The following is a 16732-nucleotide window of genomic DNA, read 5'->3' on the forward strand; positions in this document are numbered from 1 at the left end:
GTGTTACTGTAACGTCTCTTCACACAAGGAGTTGGCTATGCCGCACATTGATATCAAATGTTTTCCCCGCGACTTAAATGACGAACAAAAAACGGCTCTCGCAACGGAGATCACGGACGTGATCATACGCCATTTGAACAGTAAAGAGAGTTCGATCAGTGTCGCGCTCACCCCGGTAGCCCCGGAGGAGTGGCAAACCCAGGTCTGGGATACCGACATCGCTCCGCATATGGCGCAACTGATTAAGAAACCGGGCTACAGTATGTAACCCTCAGCACACGGACGACGCCGTTATGCATGTCATCGTCGCATACTGATATTTTCAATTAAATTGAAACACCGTTTTGTGGCGAAGCTCGATTTTCATTTAACGGGCAAATGATAAACAGGCATTTTCATTCTGGAGATGCCTATGAACCCGTTACCGACGCTTTTCGCCGTTGCCTTACTGTTTGCAAGCCACGCTCACGCCGCCCCGACCAGCTTTCCCGTCTGGCCTGGCGGAGAGGCACCCGGAGCTAAAAATAGCCCGGTCAGTTTTACCCTCCTTGAACGGAGTAAAGATCCTGCGGAACATGATCGCGCCGTAACCGGGATCCGCGCGCCGCAAATTACCGTTTACCGACCGCAACACGCAAATGGCATTGCATTGCTGGTCACGCCGGGTGGCTCTTACAAACGCGTAGTGCTGGATAAAGAGGGGAGCGATCTGGCGAAACCGTTCAACGATCGGGGCTACACACTGTTCGTGATGACTTATCGCATGCCGGAAGATGGCCATACAGAGGGGGCAAATGCGCCGCTGGCAGATGCACAACGCGCGCTGCGTACGCTGCGCGCTCGCGCTGCAGAGTGGCAGGTCAACCCGCGCAAAATCGGTGTAATGGGGTTCTCCGCGGGAGGGCATGTCGCCGCCAGTCTTGAAACGCGCTATGACGAAACTGTTTATCCCGCTCAGGATGCGATTGATCAACAAAGCGCACGGCCCGATTTCGTCATCCTTGGCTACCCGGTGATCTCTATGGACAAAACCATTGCGCATGCCGGATCACGCACTGCGCTGATTGGCGCGGCGCCGACCCCAGAACAGATCAGGCACTATTCACCCGAGCTGAATGTGACGGCACAAACGCCGCCGACCTTTTTATTGCATGCGGTCGACGATCCTTCGGTACCGGTAGAGAATTCGCTGGTGATGTTTAACGCGCTGCACGCGCACCAGGTACAGACCGAACTGCACCTGTTCAGTCAGGGACAGCACGGTTTTGGCATTCGCGGAGTGAAAGACAAGCCAGCCCGGCTCTGGCCGGAACTGGCGATGAACTGGATAGAAGCGCTAGCGGACTAACGCCCACATCTATGGGTTATTCACCTGCGGTCAGACGCCTGCCGCTGGTGACAAAGTTGCCGCCGCCGAGATGGTGCAGGGTGTTCAGGTTGTCATTGTCAAAATGCCAGCGCCCGTTAATAAACGCCCGCTCATCGGCGGCGGCCGACACCACTTCGCCAAACAGCGTATCGTATTTCTCCTGAGCGGCGGTGGGCGGCAACAAGCGACACTCCATCCAGGCAAGACATTTCTCTTCAATGACCGGCAACCCAAGCACCGGCCCGGCAAACGCAGGAATGCCATAACAGTTAAATTTATCTTCATCGCGCCCGGTAATGCTGCCAACCGCATAGCTCCAGTTAGCGGCAGCCACTCCCGGCACCACAATGCCAAACATACCGCTGCGCTCGATCAGTTCGCGCGACCAGGCGCTTTTATCCACAACGATAGCTATGCGGGGCGGGGAAAACTCCACCGGCATCGACCACGCCGCCGCCATCACATTGCGGCGGTCAATCTGATCATCGCGGCTGGTAATGAGCACAGTCGGCCCGTGATTCAGCAGACGACTGGCATGTTCCAATGCAACAGGACGAAAATGACTCATAGCGGCTCCTTCTTGTGAGGGTTATCCGGCGCTACGGGCAACCACAATTTGCCCGCGTCCTTGTTCTTTAGCGAGATAGAGCGCCAGATCCGCTGCCCGCACCAGGTTGTCGGCACGGGCATGACGCGGCCAGGTGGCCAGCCCAATCGAAACGGAAACCGGGCCAATATCATGGGACTCATAGATCATATGATGCCTGAGCACATTATTCAGCAGCCGTTCGGCGATCTCCCGCGCCTGCGCCTCCTGGGTATTTGGCAGCACCAGTAAAAACTCTTCACCACCGTAACGGAAGGCCAGACCTTTATCTTCCACCGTATCGGTGATCAAGCGCGCCAGCTCACGCAACACTTTATCGCCAGCCTCATGACCGTGCAGATCGTTCAGTTTCTTAAAGTAATCGACATCCACCATCAGGCAACTGAGCTGGGTACCGTCGATCATGGCCTGATCGAGCAGATTGCGCAGTGTTTCGTCCAGACTGTGACGGTTACGCAACCCGGTCAGTGAATCATAGGTTGCTTTTTCGGTCAGCGTATCGCGCAGGAACTGGTTAGCCAGCGCCAGCGCCAGCGTCTCCGCCAGCAGTTCCAGGTAGACATACGGCGGCTCTTTGTCCGGCGTGTAATTATCAAAGGTCAGCAGACCGATGCTCTTGTTCTGCGCATTGAGCGGTACGCAAATTGCCCGCGCAGCGATATCGGGCGAAATATGCTCGCAGGGCATATCCACGGGATCCAGCAGGGGGCTGTGCAATTGCCCGCGTTTCAGCGCCCAGCAGTGCTCCGGCGAAAAAGCGGGATCGTCGCCCGGCGGCAAGCCCCAGCGCGCCACACATTTCATGCGCGATTTGCGGCTGTCGAGAATATAAAGGCGGCCACCCATATCGGGAATAATTTTCGGCGCAAACCGACTCACCACTTTGATAATGGCAGTATGCGAGTCGCAACCCTGCAGACGCTGGGTCATTCGTGCCAGCAGAGTACGCGTCCCCCATTCGGCGTCGCGCTCTTGCTCAAGCCGCTGACGTGCCAGCCCGTTCTCGCGGAAAATACGGATGGCCTGCGCCATATCGCCAATCTCATCGACCTGCGCCAGGACCGGCGCCTCGACCGCATAATCCTGCGTCGCCAGCCGGTTAACCACGTCGCTAAGCGTGACCACCGGGCGCAAGATGCGGTGTTTGATAATAAACCCGAGCACGAAAAGAAACAGAATGGCCGTCAGGCCAACCATGATTTCTGACAGCGTACGCAACCGCAATGAGCGTTCGGTGGCATCCTTGATGGCTGCCTGCACCCGTTGATCCGAGAGACTGCGGAAATGGGCAAAGCGATATTCCGTTTCCGATAACCGCTCTTCATAACTGGCGCTGTACATGAGTTCCATAGCATCTGCATATTTGCCGGCTTCCACATCGGCAATGGCGATGCGCTGCTCATCTTCAAGCTGATCCAGCGTGGTAAGCCCGTCGCGCAGGATCAGAAGCTCAGCACTGGATGCGCCATTATCACGCAGCCCCACCAGGTGATTTTCCAGGTCGATGTCTTCCTGCTGGCGTGTTTTCCAGCTCTGAACGATCTCCGGTTGTTTCTTGATCACGGCCTCACGCGCTAACTCACTGAGCGCCCAGGCTTCACGTTCCAGATTGTCCGTCAGTTCATCAACCGTACGGCTATTCGCCACCGCAGCGCGTTCCGCGCGTTCTGCATTCGAGGCCAGAAATAACGCTACGCCGGAGCTGAGCGTTAAGACCACTGTGGCGACATAAGCAAAATTGGTAATTGTCGCAATACGCACGAGATTGCCTTTTTAGGGGGTGGGGGATTAATTGATATGAGTTTAGATTATGCCATATATATCAATGGCAATAATCACGTCATTTCTTCGTCACATTCGCTGCTTATAGTCAGCCGCAATCAAATCCCAAAGAGGATAGCATTATGTTTGCTCCCCTGACTTTTGTGCAGGTGGATGCGTCCTGTGGCCATCGCGTCACGGGTTTATCACGGCTTCCGCTTGCGGGAGGGTGCTAATGGACGCATTCACTGACATCCGCCTCGACGGTGTTTCTTACGCTTTTGGCGCCCATACCGTTCTCAATCATATCGATTTGCATATCCAGGCTGGCTCCATTGTGGCGCTGCTCGGACCATCCGGTTGCGGAAAAAGCACCTTGCTGCGCCTGCTGGCAGGGCTTGCTCAACCGGCTCAAGGGCAGATCTGGTTCGGCGATCGTCTGGTGGCGAAAACGGGCTGGTCACTGCCGCCGGAAGCCCGTGACATCGGCATGGTGTTTCAGGATTACGCCCTGTGGCCGCATATGAATGTGGCGCAAAACGTCGCCTTCCCGCTGAAAATGCGCAATGTACTCCGCCGCGAACGCGAACAGCGGGTGACGCAGGCGCTGGCAAGAGTAGGCCTCGCCGACTTTGCCCAACGGAAACCTGCCGATCTCTCAGGCGGCCAGCAACAGCGTGTTGCGCTGGCACGCGCCATTGTCGCAGAGCCTCGCGTGCTGTTGTTTGATGAGCCGCTTTCCAACCTCGACAGCGCATTACGCGAATCCTTATGTCATGAGATGGCGCAACTGCTGCGGCAAATCGGCACTACGGCAGTTTATGTGACGCACGATCGCCGCGAAGCCGAATGGCTGGCCGACCGTATTGTCCATCTCGCCACAGGCAGCGTCGAATCGGTACTCACAGTGACTTCATCCTCAGGGGAAATTGCATGAAAGCCTTACTGTCCGTCAAAAAAGGAGTCGTTTTAACCATGGTGCTGTCATCCATGATGATGTCCAGCGCGCATGCGCTGACCGTATACACCGCTGGCCCCGGTTCGCTGGCGAAAAGCCTTGCCAGCGGCTTTGAGCAGAAAACGGGCGTAAAGGTCAATATCTTCCAGGCCACCACTGGCAAAGTGATGGCACGTCTTGAGGCGGAGCAAGCCAACCCGCAGGCGGACATTCTGATCTCCGCCTCCTGGGATACCGCAGAAGATCTGCACCAGCGTGGCTGGCTGCTGCCATTTAACAGCGCCAATGCGGAAAACGTCCCGGCAACACTCAAAAGTGCCGACTACGTAGCGCAAGGCATTTCGGCGCTGGGGATCGTCTGGAATACCAAAAGTGGTACGCCGGAACCGAAAGAGTGGCAGGATCTCACCTCTGCCGATTTTAAAGACAAAGTGACCACGCCCGATCCTGCCCTCTCCGGCGCCTCGCTGGACTTACTGATTGGCCTGCAAAACGGCATGGGTGATAACGCCTGGCAGTTATTTGATGCGTTGAAAAAGAACGGCATGGTCGTCAGCGGCCCGAACGCACAAGCCGTAACGCCGGTAATGCAGGGAGCAAAAGCGGCGGTGTTTGGCGCAGTGGATTATGTGACTTACGGCAATATTGCGCAGGGTGAATCCCTGAAAGTGATCTTTCCGGCCAGCGGCACAGTGATTGCACCACGCCCAATGATGATCCTCAAAACGACGCAGCATGCGGCAGATGCCAACGCCTTTATTGACTACGTGCTGTCGCCGGAAGGGCAAAAAATGGTCGCCGACGCATGGCTGATGCCGGCCCGCACCGACGTTGAAGCCAAACGCCCGCTGTTTACCGAGCTGCACGTGCTGCCAACCCAGAGCAGCGGTACCAGCGAACGCGGTGAGGTACTCAAACGCTTCAATACGCTGTTCGCCCACTAATCCTTTCGACACAGGCGGGGGCGACCCCGCATTCAGGACATCCGCCGTGAACCAGAATGTGATTGCGCGGGTAACGATGGTGCTGCTGGTCATCCTGGTGGCGCTACCGTTGCTGTTTATTCTTTTGCAGGCTGTTTTTCCGCACTTTAGCGCTGGCGCGTTCAACGGTGCCTTTGCCTCTGTCGCGACGTTACTGGCAGAGCCGCAATTACCCGCCATGTTTAGCGGCACATTACAGATTGCTTTTGGCGTGGCGCTGCTCAGTGCGGTTATTGGCTTACCGGCTGGCGTCGCACGCGGTTTGTTTGATCTTCCCTGCCCAAAACTGTGGGATCTGCTGTTTTTGATCCCGTTTTTAACACCGCCATATATTGCCGCCTTATCATGGATGCTGGTACTGCAAACGCAGGGCTATTTGATGCAACTGACCGGGGTGAATTTAAACAACCTGCTGTTCAGCAAAAGCGGCATGGTGCTGGTCATGACGCTGAATATCTTTCCGGTGGTCTATTTTGCCGTCTCACGCAGCCTGCTCGCCAGCGGGCAGCGTCTCGCATGGGTAGCGCGCGTGCATGGTGCTACGCCCTGGCGGGCATTCCGTGAGATCACGTTGCCCTTGCTGTCTCCAGCGCTGGCGGCAGGCATGCTACTGGCGTTCACCCTTGCTGTAGAGGAGTACGGCGTGCCCGCAGCGTTGGGTTCACGCGCCGGTGTGATCATGCTCACCGTCGGCATTGAGGAGAAGCTGGCCGACTGGCCGATTGACTTGCCTGGCGCCTCGCTGTTGTCGGTGGTATTGATGGTGATTGCGCTCAGCGGCTGGTGGCTGCAACGCAGACTAACCGGTGAGAAAGACGTGACCAGCGTGTCCGGCAAACCAACAGAGCATATTGGCGCGCGGCTCGGGCTGGCGACGGTGCCGGTGGTGCTCATCATGGCGGCGATCGCTTTTCTCGCAGTGGTGGTGCCCGGTTTATCGATGGCGGTGACCGGTTTTAGTGCCACCTTGTCGGGCGGATTGTCGCTGGATAACCTGACGCTAAAACACATCACCGCACTGTTCGCGCAACGTGGAGACGCACTCCCGGCGCTCGGCACCAGTCTGTCACTGGCGCTGGCGGCAGCGCTGATCACCGGACTATTAGGGCTTTGCGCCGCCTGGCTGGTGGTGTTGCAGAAGATCAAGGGGCGCACGATCATCGATGCGCTGTCGCTGATGCCCGCTGCGTTACCGGGCGTGGTGGTTGGCGTAGGGTTGATCCTGCTGTGGAACCGCGCGTTCTGGCCGATCTCCCCCTACAACAGTTGGGCAATTTTATTACTCTCCTATTGTTGCCTGCTCCTGCCGTGGCCCGTGCGCTATATCGGTAGCGCCATGCGCCAGCTTGGGGGCAATCTTGAGCCTGCGGCGCGCGTTCACGGGGCGACCGCGTTCCAGGCGCTGCGTTTGATTGTGCTGCCGCTGATTTTCCCGGCGATGCTGGCAGCAATGTTAATGGTCTTTGCCATTGCCTCACGCGAGCTGGTTACCTCGCTGTTACTGGCTCCTGCAGGCACACAAACGGTTGCCGTGTTTATCTGGCGGCAGTTTGAACAAGGCTCGGTTGGGCAGGGGATGGCAATGGCAACCCTGACACTGATCACCGGGCTACTTTTAATGCTCACCGCGCTCGGGATTATGCAACGCAGCACGAAGCGATAATTCAGCGGCACAAATTTACCGGTACCGGGTAAAAAATGCGTTATAACCAAGGAACAACATTTGCAAGGAGCCGGTATGACCCCTTTCTTAACCGCTTATCTGGCCCGGATTGGCTGGAACTCGACGCCCGATGTATCGTTGGACACGCTGCGTGCGCTGCATTTGCATCACAATGGTGCCGTTCCGTTTGAAAATCTGGATGTGGTTTTACCTCGCGAGATTGAACTCAGTGAGGAGGCGATTTTCCAAAAACTGGTGGTTGCCCGTCGCGGCGGTTACTGTTTTGAGCAGAACGGCTTGTTTGAGCGAGCATTAAAAGCGATCGGTTTTGAGGTGCGCAGTTTGCTGGGCAGGGTGGTGTTATCAAACCCGTCGCAAATGCCGCCGCGTACCCACCGCCTGTTACTGGTTCAGCTTGACGGCGAACCGTGGATTGCGGATGTCGGGTTTGGCGGTCAGACGCTGACTGCGCCCATCCGTTTGCAAGCCGACAGTGAACAGGCCACGCCCCACGGACTGTACCGTTTGCAACGCGCGGGGGACGACTGGGTGCTGCAATTCCGCCACCACGAACGCTGGCAGTCAATGTATCAGTTTGAGATGGGGCAGCAATACCAGGCTGATTTTGTCATGGGCAATTTCCATTCGGCGCACTGGCCTGCATCGCACTTCCGTCATCATTTACTGATGTGCCGCCATCTGCCGGATGGCGTAAAACTGACGCTGACCAATTTTCACTTTACCCACTGGCGGCAGGGGCAGGTTCTGGAGGAGAAGGTGTTGCCCGACGTGGCGGCCTTGTACGAAACCTTACAAACGCGTTTTGGCCTTGGCGTGAACGATGCCAAGTACGGTTTTAGCCTGCAAGACCTTGAAACGGTGATGTCGAGGTTTGAATTGCACGGCGTGCAGGCTTAGCACAATGCCTGGGTAATCATCACGGCCAGATGCCGATTAAATGCCGCATCATCGACATCTGGCAGTCCCAGCATGCAAATTCCGTCCATCCCGCAAACGAAAGCAATCAGCCGCCAGGCGATCTCCTGAGCCGGGTCCTGCCGGGTAAACTCTCCCGCCGCATGGCCTTTGTCGATCAGTTCCACCACTTTGTCGTGCCACATTTCCAGCGTTATCAGGTAAGCGCCTTTGATTTCCGGATCTTTACTGGCCAGCAACAACGCTTCGCGCCACAGACGAACATAGGGTTCCAGGCCGCCTTCATCACTCCCCAGCATCGCATGTAACTGGTCGCGCCACGGAGCCGTGGCCGGTACCACTTCGACCTCCAGCAGGGCGTCAATCAGCCGGATAAACGCCTGCGCTTTCAGCGCACTGGCCGAGCTAAAGTGATGATGCACCTGGCCTGTCGCCACGCCGGCTTCGGTCGCAACGCGCCGCACCGTCATGGCGGAAAACCCCTCGGCCAGCGCGACCCGCATTGCCGCCAGCAGGATCACCTCCCGGCGATCGTCACGATGTAAATAAGCCATAACAATCTCAAGCCAAACAGAGAGGCAACGAGTGTAACAAAAAGCTGGACACACGTTCAACATTACGTAGGATCGCCATTCTGGACGCGTGTCCAGAATAGTTAAACGATGGAGAGAGTTATGTTTCGTCAGTGGTTAACGCTGGTCATCATTGTGCTGGTGTATATTCCGGTCGCCATCGATGCCACGGTGCTGCATGTCGCGGTCCCCACGCTCAGCGCGGCACTGAACACCAGCGGAAATGAACTGCTTTGGATCATTGATATCTACTCACTGGTCATGGCAGGCATGGTGTTGCCGATGGGCGCCCTGGGCGACAAAATCGGTTTCAAACGTTTGCTGCTGCTTGGTAGCGCGTTGTTTGCCATTGCCTCATTGCTGGCGGCGTTCGCCACCAGCGCCAGCTGGCTGATTGCAACCCGTTCGCTGCTGGCCGTGGGCGCGGCAATGATCGTTCCGGCAACCCTGGCGGGTATCCGCACCACCTTTGCCCACGCCGCGCAACGAAACACCGCGCTGGGCATTTGGGCGGCGGTCGGTTCCGGCGGTGCGGCTTTCGGGCCGCTGGTCGGTGGCATGCTGCTGGCGCATTTTTACTGGGGGTCGGTATTTCTGATCAACGTGCCGATCGTGCTACTGGTCATGGCCTTAACCGCACGCTACGTTCCACGCCAACAAGGCCTGGCGCAACAACCACTGCACCTGACGCAGGCGCTGGGGCTGATTGTCGCCATCCTGTTATTGGTCTGGAGCGCCAAAAGCGCGCTAAAAGGCAGCGTGCCGCTGTGGATCGTCGCCAGCACGTTGCTGACGGGCACGGCACTGCTGGTCAACTTTGTCCGTCTTCAGTTAGCAGCAGCCACGCCCATGATCGACATGCGTTTGTTTACCCATCGGGTCATTTTGAGCGGCGCGCTGATGGCGATCACTGCGATGGTCACCCTGGTCGGGTTTGAACTGCTGATGGCACAAGAGCTGCAATTCGTGCATGGTTTTACGCCCTTTGCCGCGGGTGTGTTTATGCTGCCGGTGATGCTGGCCAGCGGCTTTAGCGGCCCGATTGCCGGGGTGCTGGTGTCGAAAATGGGGTTGCGGATTGTCGCCACCGGCGGCATGGGATTGAGTGCCGTCAGCTTTCTGGGCCTTGCCGCCACGAACTTTGCCACCCAACCCTGGCAGGCCGGGCTATTAATGGCGCTGCTGGGTTTTAGCGCTGCCAGTGCCTTGCTGGCGTCTACCGCCGCGATCATGGCCGCTGCACCAAAAGAGAAAGCGGCTGCGGCGGGGGCGATTGAAGCCATGTCGTACGAACTGGGTGCAGGACTGGGTATTGCCGTTTTTGGTCTGATTTTAAGCCGCAGCTTTGCCGCATCTATCCAGCTTCCGCCGGGGTTAAGCCCGCAGGCGGCCGAACAGGCTTCTTCATCACCTGGCGAAGCCTTCCGGCTGGCGCAGGAGAGCGCACCGGAGCTGGCTCAGGGTATTATTGCGGCCGCTAAAACGGCGTTTATCGGCTCGCACAGCGTGGCGCTGAGCACGGCGGGCATGATACTGCTGATACTGGCGACGGGTATCTGGTTCAGTCTGGCGAAGGTCAAAGGGTGAATGTCGGCGCAGGGCAACCTGCGCCATGGGCTGAGTCACGCCCGCTGGCGGGTTGACCACCAGCAAAGCAGCGAACCGGCACAGACCATCAGCGCCCCTTGCCAGAAAGCAAACGACAGCGGGGCGCTTAACACGAATGCCGCCAGGGCCGAAGAGAGCACCGGCGTAAAATAGGACGCTGCCGCCAGCACCGTTACATTGCCATGCAAAATGCCGACATTCCACGCAGCGTATCCAAAGCCCAGCGCTATCCCGGTCATGCACAGTTTGATCACCACCGGCAGGGTAAATACCATTTCCGGCTGCGGGGTGAAGGCAAATTTAATCCACAGCGTGGCGGCAGTCAGCAATACAAACAGCGTAATGCCATTGGCGCCTTTGGCATATTTCGTCGTCACCGTACAGTAAATAGCCCAGATAAAGGCACCGGCGAAGGCGAGCGCATAACTGAGCGGGTTGGAGAGAATATTTTGTTGTATATCCGCAATGTTTAATCCTTTCTCGCCACCTAATACCCAGCACACACCAAGTAACGCCAGTAATAACCCAGGCACTACCCACAATGACGATTTCTGCCCATTAAATAATATTGCGCAGGCAATGGTCAGACTTGGCCATAAATAATTCACCATGCCGACTTCTATTGCCTGCTGGCGGCTGGCGGCAAACCCCAACGACAGGGCAAGGCACAGCTCATAACTGACAAATAACACACTGCCCGCGAGCAAGTAACCGCGCGGGAAATGGCGCACATTCGGTAAACCCACCGTCACAATGAGCAATAATCCACTAAGGGTATAAATCATTGCCGCGCCGCCGACGGGGCCAAGACCTTCACTCACGGCACGAATAAAGCCGACCATCGTGCTCCATAATAATACCGCCAGTAAACCAATTAGCGTTGCGCGTTTTTTATTCATTGCTGCTCGTATTGGGTTCGTCATAAAGTTGCCCTTATAACACAGTCGGTTACATGCGGGCGAATAAAGCCGCTTTTTGCCTACCTATAAAGGATCAATAAAAGTCGCCAGCCCGGACTATTAGGTATCAGCCCCCCGGCGTTATTGATTTACCGCAATTCATCCCCTCTGTGGAATGTTTAATTTCCCGGCCGAAGTTACTTAATAACGAGGAAAAACATGAACGTCAGTCGCAGACAATTTTTCCGTATCTGCGCGGGCGGTATGGCCGGAACCACCGTTGCCGCATTAGGGTTTGCCCCGAAAATGGCACTGGCTCAGGCGCGAAATTATAAATTACTGCGCGCCAAAGAGACTCGGAACTCCTGCACATACTGCTCCGTGGGCTGCGGACTCTTAATGTACAGCCTGGGCGATGGCGCAAAAAACGCCAAAGCAGCGATTTACCATATCGAAGGGGATGCGGATCATCCGGTCAGCCGCGGCGCGCTGTGCCCGAAAGGCGCGGGCCTGCTCGATTATGTCCACAGTGAAAACCGCCTGCGTTACCCGGAATACCGCGCGCCAGGTTCGGATAAATGGCAGCGCCTTAGCTGGGACGAGGCATTCAGCCGCATCGCCCGCCTGCTGAAGGACGATCGCGATGCGCACTTTGTCGAAACCAATGCGGCAGGGGTTCCCGTTAACCGCTGGCTCTCTACCGGCATGCTTTGCGCGTCGGCGGCCAGTAACGAAACCGGCATGCTGACGCAAAAATTTGTGCGCTCTCTCGGCATGCTGGCGGTGGATAACCAGGCGCGTGTCTGACACGGACCAACGGTAGCAAGTCTTGCTCCAACATTTGGTCGCGGTGCGATGACCAACCACTGGGTTGATATCAAAAACGCCAACGTGGTGATGGTGATGGGCGGCAACGCCGCTGAAGCCCACCCGGTCGGTTTCCGCTGGGCGATGGAAGCCAAAAATAACAATGACGCGACGCTGATTGTCGTCGATCCACGCTTTACGCGTACGGCATCGGTAGCCGATATCTATGCGCCAATACGTTCCGGGACGGATATTACTTTCCTCTCCGGCGTGCTGCGTTACCTGATCGAAAATAACCAGATCAACGCGGAATACGTCAAACACTACACCAACGCCAGCCTGCTGGTGCGGGACGACTTTACCTTTGAAGACGGCTTGTTCAGCGGCTACGATGCCCAAAAGCGCCAGTACGACAAATCGTCCTGGAACTACCAGTTTGATGAGAACGGTTATGCCAAACGTGATGAAACGTTAAGCGACCCGCGCTGTGTGTGGAATTTACTGAAACAGCATGTCGCGCGTTATACGCCACACACGGTGGAAAACATCTGCGGCACACCGCAGGCGGACTTCCTCAAGGTGTGCCAGGTACTGGCCTCGACCAGCGCCGCAGACCGCACAACCACATTCCTGTATGCCCTTGGCTGGACACAACACACCGTGGGTGCGCAGAACATCCGCACCATGGCAATGATCCAGCTGCTCCTTGGCAATATGGGCATGGCAGGTGGCGGGGTGAATGCATTGCGCGGCCACTCCAATATTCAGGGGCTGACCGATCTGGGGCTGCTGTCCACCAGTTTGCCGGGCTACCTGACGCTGCCGTCGGAAAAACAGACCAATCTGCAACAATACCTGGCGGCGAATACGCCGAAAGCGATGCTGCCAGACCAGGTGAACTACTGGAGCAACTATCCGAAGTTCTTTGTCAGCCTGATGAAGTCCTTCTATGGCGATGCCGCGCAGAAAGAGAACGACTGGGGCTTCGACTGGCTGCCGAAATGGGATCAGTCTTACGACGTCATCAAGTACTTCAATATGATGGACAAAGGGGACGTCAACGGTTATCTCTGCCAGGGCTTCAATCCGGTGGCCTCGTTCCCGGATAAGAACCGTGTGGTCAGCACCCTGAGCAAGCTTAAGTTTATGGTGGTGATCGATCCGTTAGTGACTGAAACCTCCACTTTCTGGCAGAACCACGGCGAGATGAATGATGTCGATCCCGCCACTATCGCCACTGAAGTGTTCCGCCTGCCGTCCACGTGTTTTGCCGAAGAAGAGGGATCTATTGCCAACTCCGGGCGCTGGTTGCAGTGGCACTGGAAAGGCCAGGATGCGCCAGGTGAGGCGCTGAACGATGGGGAGATCCTCGCCGGGATTTACCATCGCCTGCGCGAAATGTATCGCCAGGAGGGTGGCAAGGGTGCAGAGCCATTACTGAACATGTCGTGGAATTACAGCCAGCCACATAATCCGCATTCCGAAGAAGTGGCAAAAGAGAACAACGGTTATGCGCTGACCGACCTTTACGATGCAAATGGTCAGCTTCTGGCGAAAAAAGGGCAGCTGCTTAATAGCTTTGCACTGCTGCGCGACGATGGCACGACGGCCTCTTCATGCTGGATCTACAGCGGTAGCTGGACAGAGCAGGGCAATCAAATGGCCAACCGCGATAACGCCGATCCGTCTGGCCTTGGCAACACGCTGGGGTGGGCATGGGCCTGGCCGATGAACCGTCGAGTGCTCTACAACCGCGCCTCTGCCGACCCGCAGGGGAAACCCTGGGACGCCAGACGGATGCTGATCCAGTGGAATGGCACCCGGTGGAGTGGTAACGACATTCCGGACTTCAACACTGCGCCGCCGGGAAGCAATACCGGGCCGTTTATCATGCAGCAGGAGGGGCTGGGGCGTCTGTTTGCGCTCGATAAACTGGCCGAAGGGCCTTTCCCTGAGCACTACGAGCCGATGGAAACCCCGCTCGGCACCAACCCGCTGCACCCAAATGTGGTGTCCAGCCCGGTGGTGCGCCTGTACGCGGAAGATGCCAAACGGATGGGAAAAAAAGATCAGTTCCCGTATGTCGGCACGACCTACCGTCTGACGGAACATTTCCATACCTGGACCAAACACGCCCGTCTGAATGCCATTGCCCAACCGCAGCAATTTGTGGAGATCAGCGAAACGCTGGCGGCGGCCAAAGGTATCGCCAATGGCGATAGCGTGACGGTGAGCAGCAAGCGCGGGTTTATTCGCGCGGTGGCGGTAGTGACACGCCGTTTGCGCCCGTTGCAGGTACACGGTCAGCAGGTCGAAACCATCGGGATCCCGCTGCACTGGGGCTTTGAAGGCGTCGCGCAGAAGGGGTATATCGCCAATACCCTGACACCAAACGTGGGCGATGCGAACTCGCAAACGCCAGAATACAAAGCGTTTTTAGTCAATATAGAGAAGGCGTAAGGAGCGAGTATGGCTATGGAAACGCAGGACATTATTAAACGCTCCGCGACCCATCCGGTGACGCCACCGCCGGGCGTGCGCGATCATAAAGCAGAAGTCGCCAAACTGATCGATGTCTCCACCTGCGTGGGCTGCAAAGCCTGCCAGGTGGCGTGCTCCGAGTGGAACGATATCCGTGATGACGTTGGCCATTGTGTCGGGGTTTATGACAACCCCGCCGATCTGAGCGCCAAATCCTGGACGGTGATGCGTTTTAGCGAAACCGAGCAGAACGGCAGGCTGGAGTGGCTGATCCGCAAAGATGGCTGCATGCACTGCGCGGAGCCGGGCTGCCTGAAAGCATGCCCATCCGCCGGGGCGATTATTCAGTACGCGAACGGCATTGTCGATTTCCAGCAGGAGAACTGCATCGGCTGCGGCTATTGCATTGCCGGGTGCCCGTTTAACGTGCCGCGTCTCAATAAAGAGGACAACCGGGTCTATAAATGCACCCTCTGCGTCGATCGTGTAAGCGTTGGCCAGGAGCCGGCCTGTGTGAAAACCTGCCCGACTGGCGCCATTCACTTTGGCACCAGGGATGAAATGCTGGAACTGGGGCAACAACGGGTGGAAAAATTGAAAGCGCGCGGCTATCCCCATGCCGGGATCTACAACCCGCAGGGGGTGGGCGGTACACATGTGATGTATGTGCTGCACCATGCCGATCAGCCTCAGCTTTACCATAATTTGCCCCAGGATCCGCACATCGATACGGCGGTCGGGTTATGGAAAGGTGTCCTGAAACCGTTATCGGCGGCCGGTTTTATCGCCACCTTTGCCGGGCTGATTTATCACTACATTGGCATCGGGCCGAATAAAGAAGTGGACGATGACGAGGAGGATCATCATGAATAAGTCGAAAATGATTGTGCGCACCCAGTTTATTGACCGCGCCTGTCACTGGACGGTGGTGATCGGCTTTTTTCTCGTCGCACTATCGGGCATTTCATTTTTCTTTCCCACCTTGCAGTGGTTAACAGAAACCTTCGGCACGCCGCAAATGGGGCGTATTTTGCACCCGTTCTTTGGCGTCGCGGTGTTTGTCGCGCTGATGTTTATGTTCGTGCGCTTTGTTCACCACAACATCCCGGACAAAAAAGATCTGCCGTGGCTGAAAAACATTGTTGAAGTCTTGAAAGGCAATGAACATAAAGTTGCGAAAGTCGGTAAATATAACGCCGGTCAGAAGATGATGTTTTGGACCATTATGAGCATGATTTTTGTACTGATGGTGACCGGGGTGATTATCTGGCGTCCTTATTTCGCCGCCTATTTTCCGATTCAGGTCATTCGCTACAGCCTGCTGCTGCACGCGACCTCTGCCATTATCTTGATCCACGCCATTCTTATTCATATGTATATGGCGTTCTGGGTTAAAGGATCAATTAAAGGCATGGTGGAAGGTAAAGTCAGCCGTCGCTGGGCGCAGAAACATCACCCACGCTGGTACCGTGATGTTGAACGTCTGGAAGCCAAAAAAGAGAGCACCGAAGGGATAAAGTAACCTGATACCCGCTCCGAACCCCAGTTCGGAGCGGCTTGCCAAAATAGCCGCTCATAACACCCGGCAGCACCATGCAATGCTACTCCACATCAGATAAGGGGTTTGTTTAACAACGTCAGCCGGTAAACATGCGTTTGTCGCTCAATAAAACCGAATTTATGGTACAGCGCATGGGCCTCTTCACGCTCAGAGCGGGAGGTCAGGTCAATGTGGCGGGCGGCATAAATACAGGCGAAGGAGAGGGCGGAGCGTAACAGCGCGGTGGCAATACCCCGGCGACGGAATTCACGGCCAACAATCACATCTTCAATCATGCATTTTTTGCCCGATAACAAGGTCGCACAAACCAGCGTCAGCATTCCGGCCGGAATGCCTTCATCCCAGGCGACAAAGAGATGTACTGAATCAGCGGCAAAAATACGTTGAAAATCCTCGACCGTCAGCGTCGGCGCGCTGGGTGAAAGTTCGGCCAGCAAGCGGGTTAAATCGGCGGCCAGCGAGTCGGTAACGGATGACAGTCGTTCAACACGAAGCGTATGCATACAGGTCTGCTCAAAAGAGTTGGG

Annotated in this window: 15 protein-coding genes; 10 read left to right on the forward strand and 5 right to left on the reverse strand. The window is 56.3% G+C overall.

The window, feature by feature from the left end:
- Positions 1–37: 37 nt before the first annotated feature.
- Positions 38–268, forward strand: a complete 231-nt coding sequence (pptA, locus tag ACUY4S_RS12155) for a tautomerase PptA (protein WP_312686431.1) — start codon at positions 38–40, stop codon at positions 266–268.
- 144 nt (positions 269–412) lie between these two features.
- Positions 413–1348: an alpha/beta hydrolase gene (locus ACUY4S_RS12160; protein WP_458022734.1), complete on the forward strand. Its 936-nt coding sequence runs from the start codon at positions 413–415 to the stop codon at positions 1346–1348.
- A 16-nt stretch (positions 1349–1364) separates the two neighbouring features.
- On the opposite strand, the gene ACUY4S_RS12165 is transcribed toward ACUY4S_RS12160, so the two are convergent.
- Both ACUY4S_RS12165 and ACUY4S_RS12170 read right to left on the reverse strand, forming a co-directional pair.
- On the reverse strand, positions 1365–1937 hold the full coding sequence (locus tag ACUY4S_RS12165; RefSeq protein WP_312686427.1) for a flavin reductase family protein: 573 nt from the start codon (positions 1935–1937) through the stop codon (positions 1365–1367).
- 21 nt (positions 1938–1958) lie between these two features.
- Positions 1959–3737, reverse strand: a complete 1779-nt coding sequence (locus ACUY4S_RS12170) for a diguanylate cyclase (RefSeq protein WP_312686425.1) — start codon at positions 3735–3737, stop codon at positions 1959–1961.
- A 235-nt stretch (positions 3738–3972) separates the two neighbouring features.
- Between ACUY4S_RS12170 and ACUY4S_RS12175 the strand changes: the two genes are divergently transcribed.
- From ACUY4S_RS12175 to nhoA, 4 genes are all read left to right on the forward strand, one after another.
- Positions 3973–4674, forward strand: a complete 702-nt coding sequence (locus tag ACUY4S_RS12175; RefSeq protein WP_458022733.1) for an ABC transporter ATP-binding protein — start codon at positions 3973–3975, stop codon at positions 4672–4674.
- The gene (locus ACUY4S_RS12180; protein WP_458022732.1) at positions 4671–5639 is read left to right on the forward strand and encodes an ABC transporter substrate-binding protein; all 969 of its coding nucleotides are present in this window, start codon (positions 4671–4673) and stop codon (positions 5637–5639) included. The genes ACUY4S_RS12175 and ACUY4S_RS12180 overlap by 4 nt, the downstream gene beginning before the upstream one ends.
- Before the next feature lie 76 nt (positions 5640–5715).
- Complete coding sequence (locus ACUY4S_RS12185; protein ID WP_458022766.1) at positions 5716–7341, forward strand: ABC transporter permease; 1626 nt, start codon at positions 5716–5718, stop codon at positions 7339–7341.
- Positions 7342–7416: 75 nt separating this feature from the next.
- Positions 7417–8259 (forward strand): N-hydroxyarylamine O-acetyltransferase, encoded by an 843-nt coding sequence (nhoA, locus tag ACUY4S_RS12190; protein WP_458022731.1) that lies wholly within the window; start codon positions 7417–7419, stop codon positions 8257–8259.
- On the opposite strand, the gene ACUY4S_RS12195 is transcribed toward nhoA, so the two are convergent.
- Entirely contained in the window at positions 8256–8831 is a 576-nt protein-coding gene (locus ACUY4S_RS12195) for a TetR family transcriptional regulator (protein ID WP_458022730.1), read from the reverse strand. The two genes, nhoA and ACUY4S_RS12195, sit on opposite strands and share 4 nt — an antisense overlap.
- Before the next feature lie 120 nt (positions 8832–8951).
- On the opposite strand from ACUY4S_RS12195, the gene ACUY4S_RS12200 reads away from it, so the two are divergent.
- Positions 8952–10436, forward strand: coding sequence for a SmvA family efflux MFS transporter (locus ACUY4S_RS12200; protein ID WP_458022729.1), 1485 nt, complete (start codon positions 8952–8954; stop codon positions 10434–10436).
- 35 nt (positions 10437–10471) lie between these two features.
- Here the strand turns inward: ACUY4S_RS12200 and yddG are convergent, their stop codons facing one another.
- Positions 10472–11356: an aromatic amino acid DMT transporter YddG gene (gene yddG / locus ACUY4S_RS12205; RefSeq protein ID WP_312686817.1), complete on the reverse strand. Its 885-nt coding sequence runs from the start codon at positions 11354–11356 to the stop codon at positions 10472–10474.
- Positions 11357–11575: 219 nt separating this feature from the next.
- Here yddG and fdnG point away from each other — a divergent pair, with 219 nt between their 5' ends.
- From fdnG to fdnI, 3 genes are read left to right on the forward strand one after another with little or no spacing between them, the layout of a single operon-like run.
- Positions 11576–14623, forward strand: coding sequence for a formate dehydrogenase-N subunit alpha (fdnG, locus tag ACUY4S_RS12210; protein ID WP_458022728.1), 3048 nt, complete (start codon positions 11576–11578; stop codon positions 14621–14623).
- Between the two features lie 9 nt (positions 14624–14632).
- The gene (gene fdxH / locus ACUY4S_RS12215; RefSeq protein WP_458022727.1) at positions 14633–15517 is read left to right on the forward strand and encodes a formate dehydrogenase subunit beta; all 885 of its coding nucleotides are present in this window, start codon (positions 14633–14635) and stop codon (positions 15515–15517) included.
- Complete coding sequence (gene fdnI, locus ACUY4S_RS12220) at positions 15510–16166, forward strand: formate dehydrogenase-N subunit gamma (RefSeq protein ID WP_312686410.1); 657 nt, start codon at positions 15510–15512, stop codon at positions 16164–16166. Before fdxH ends, fdnI begins: the two co-directional genes overlap by 8 nt.
- 89 nt (positions 16167–16255) lie before the next feature.
- On the opposite strand, the gene ACUY4S_RS12225 is transcribed toward fdnI, so the two are convergent.
- Complete coding sequence (locus ACUY4S_RS12225; protein ID WP_312686407.1) at positions 16256–16708, reverse strand: GNAT family N-acetyltransferase; 453 nt, start codon at positions 16706–16708, stop codon at positions 16256–16258.
- Positions 16709–16732 lie beyond the last annotated feature (24 nt).

The organism is Kosakonia beeri (assembly GCF_054165705.1).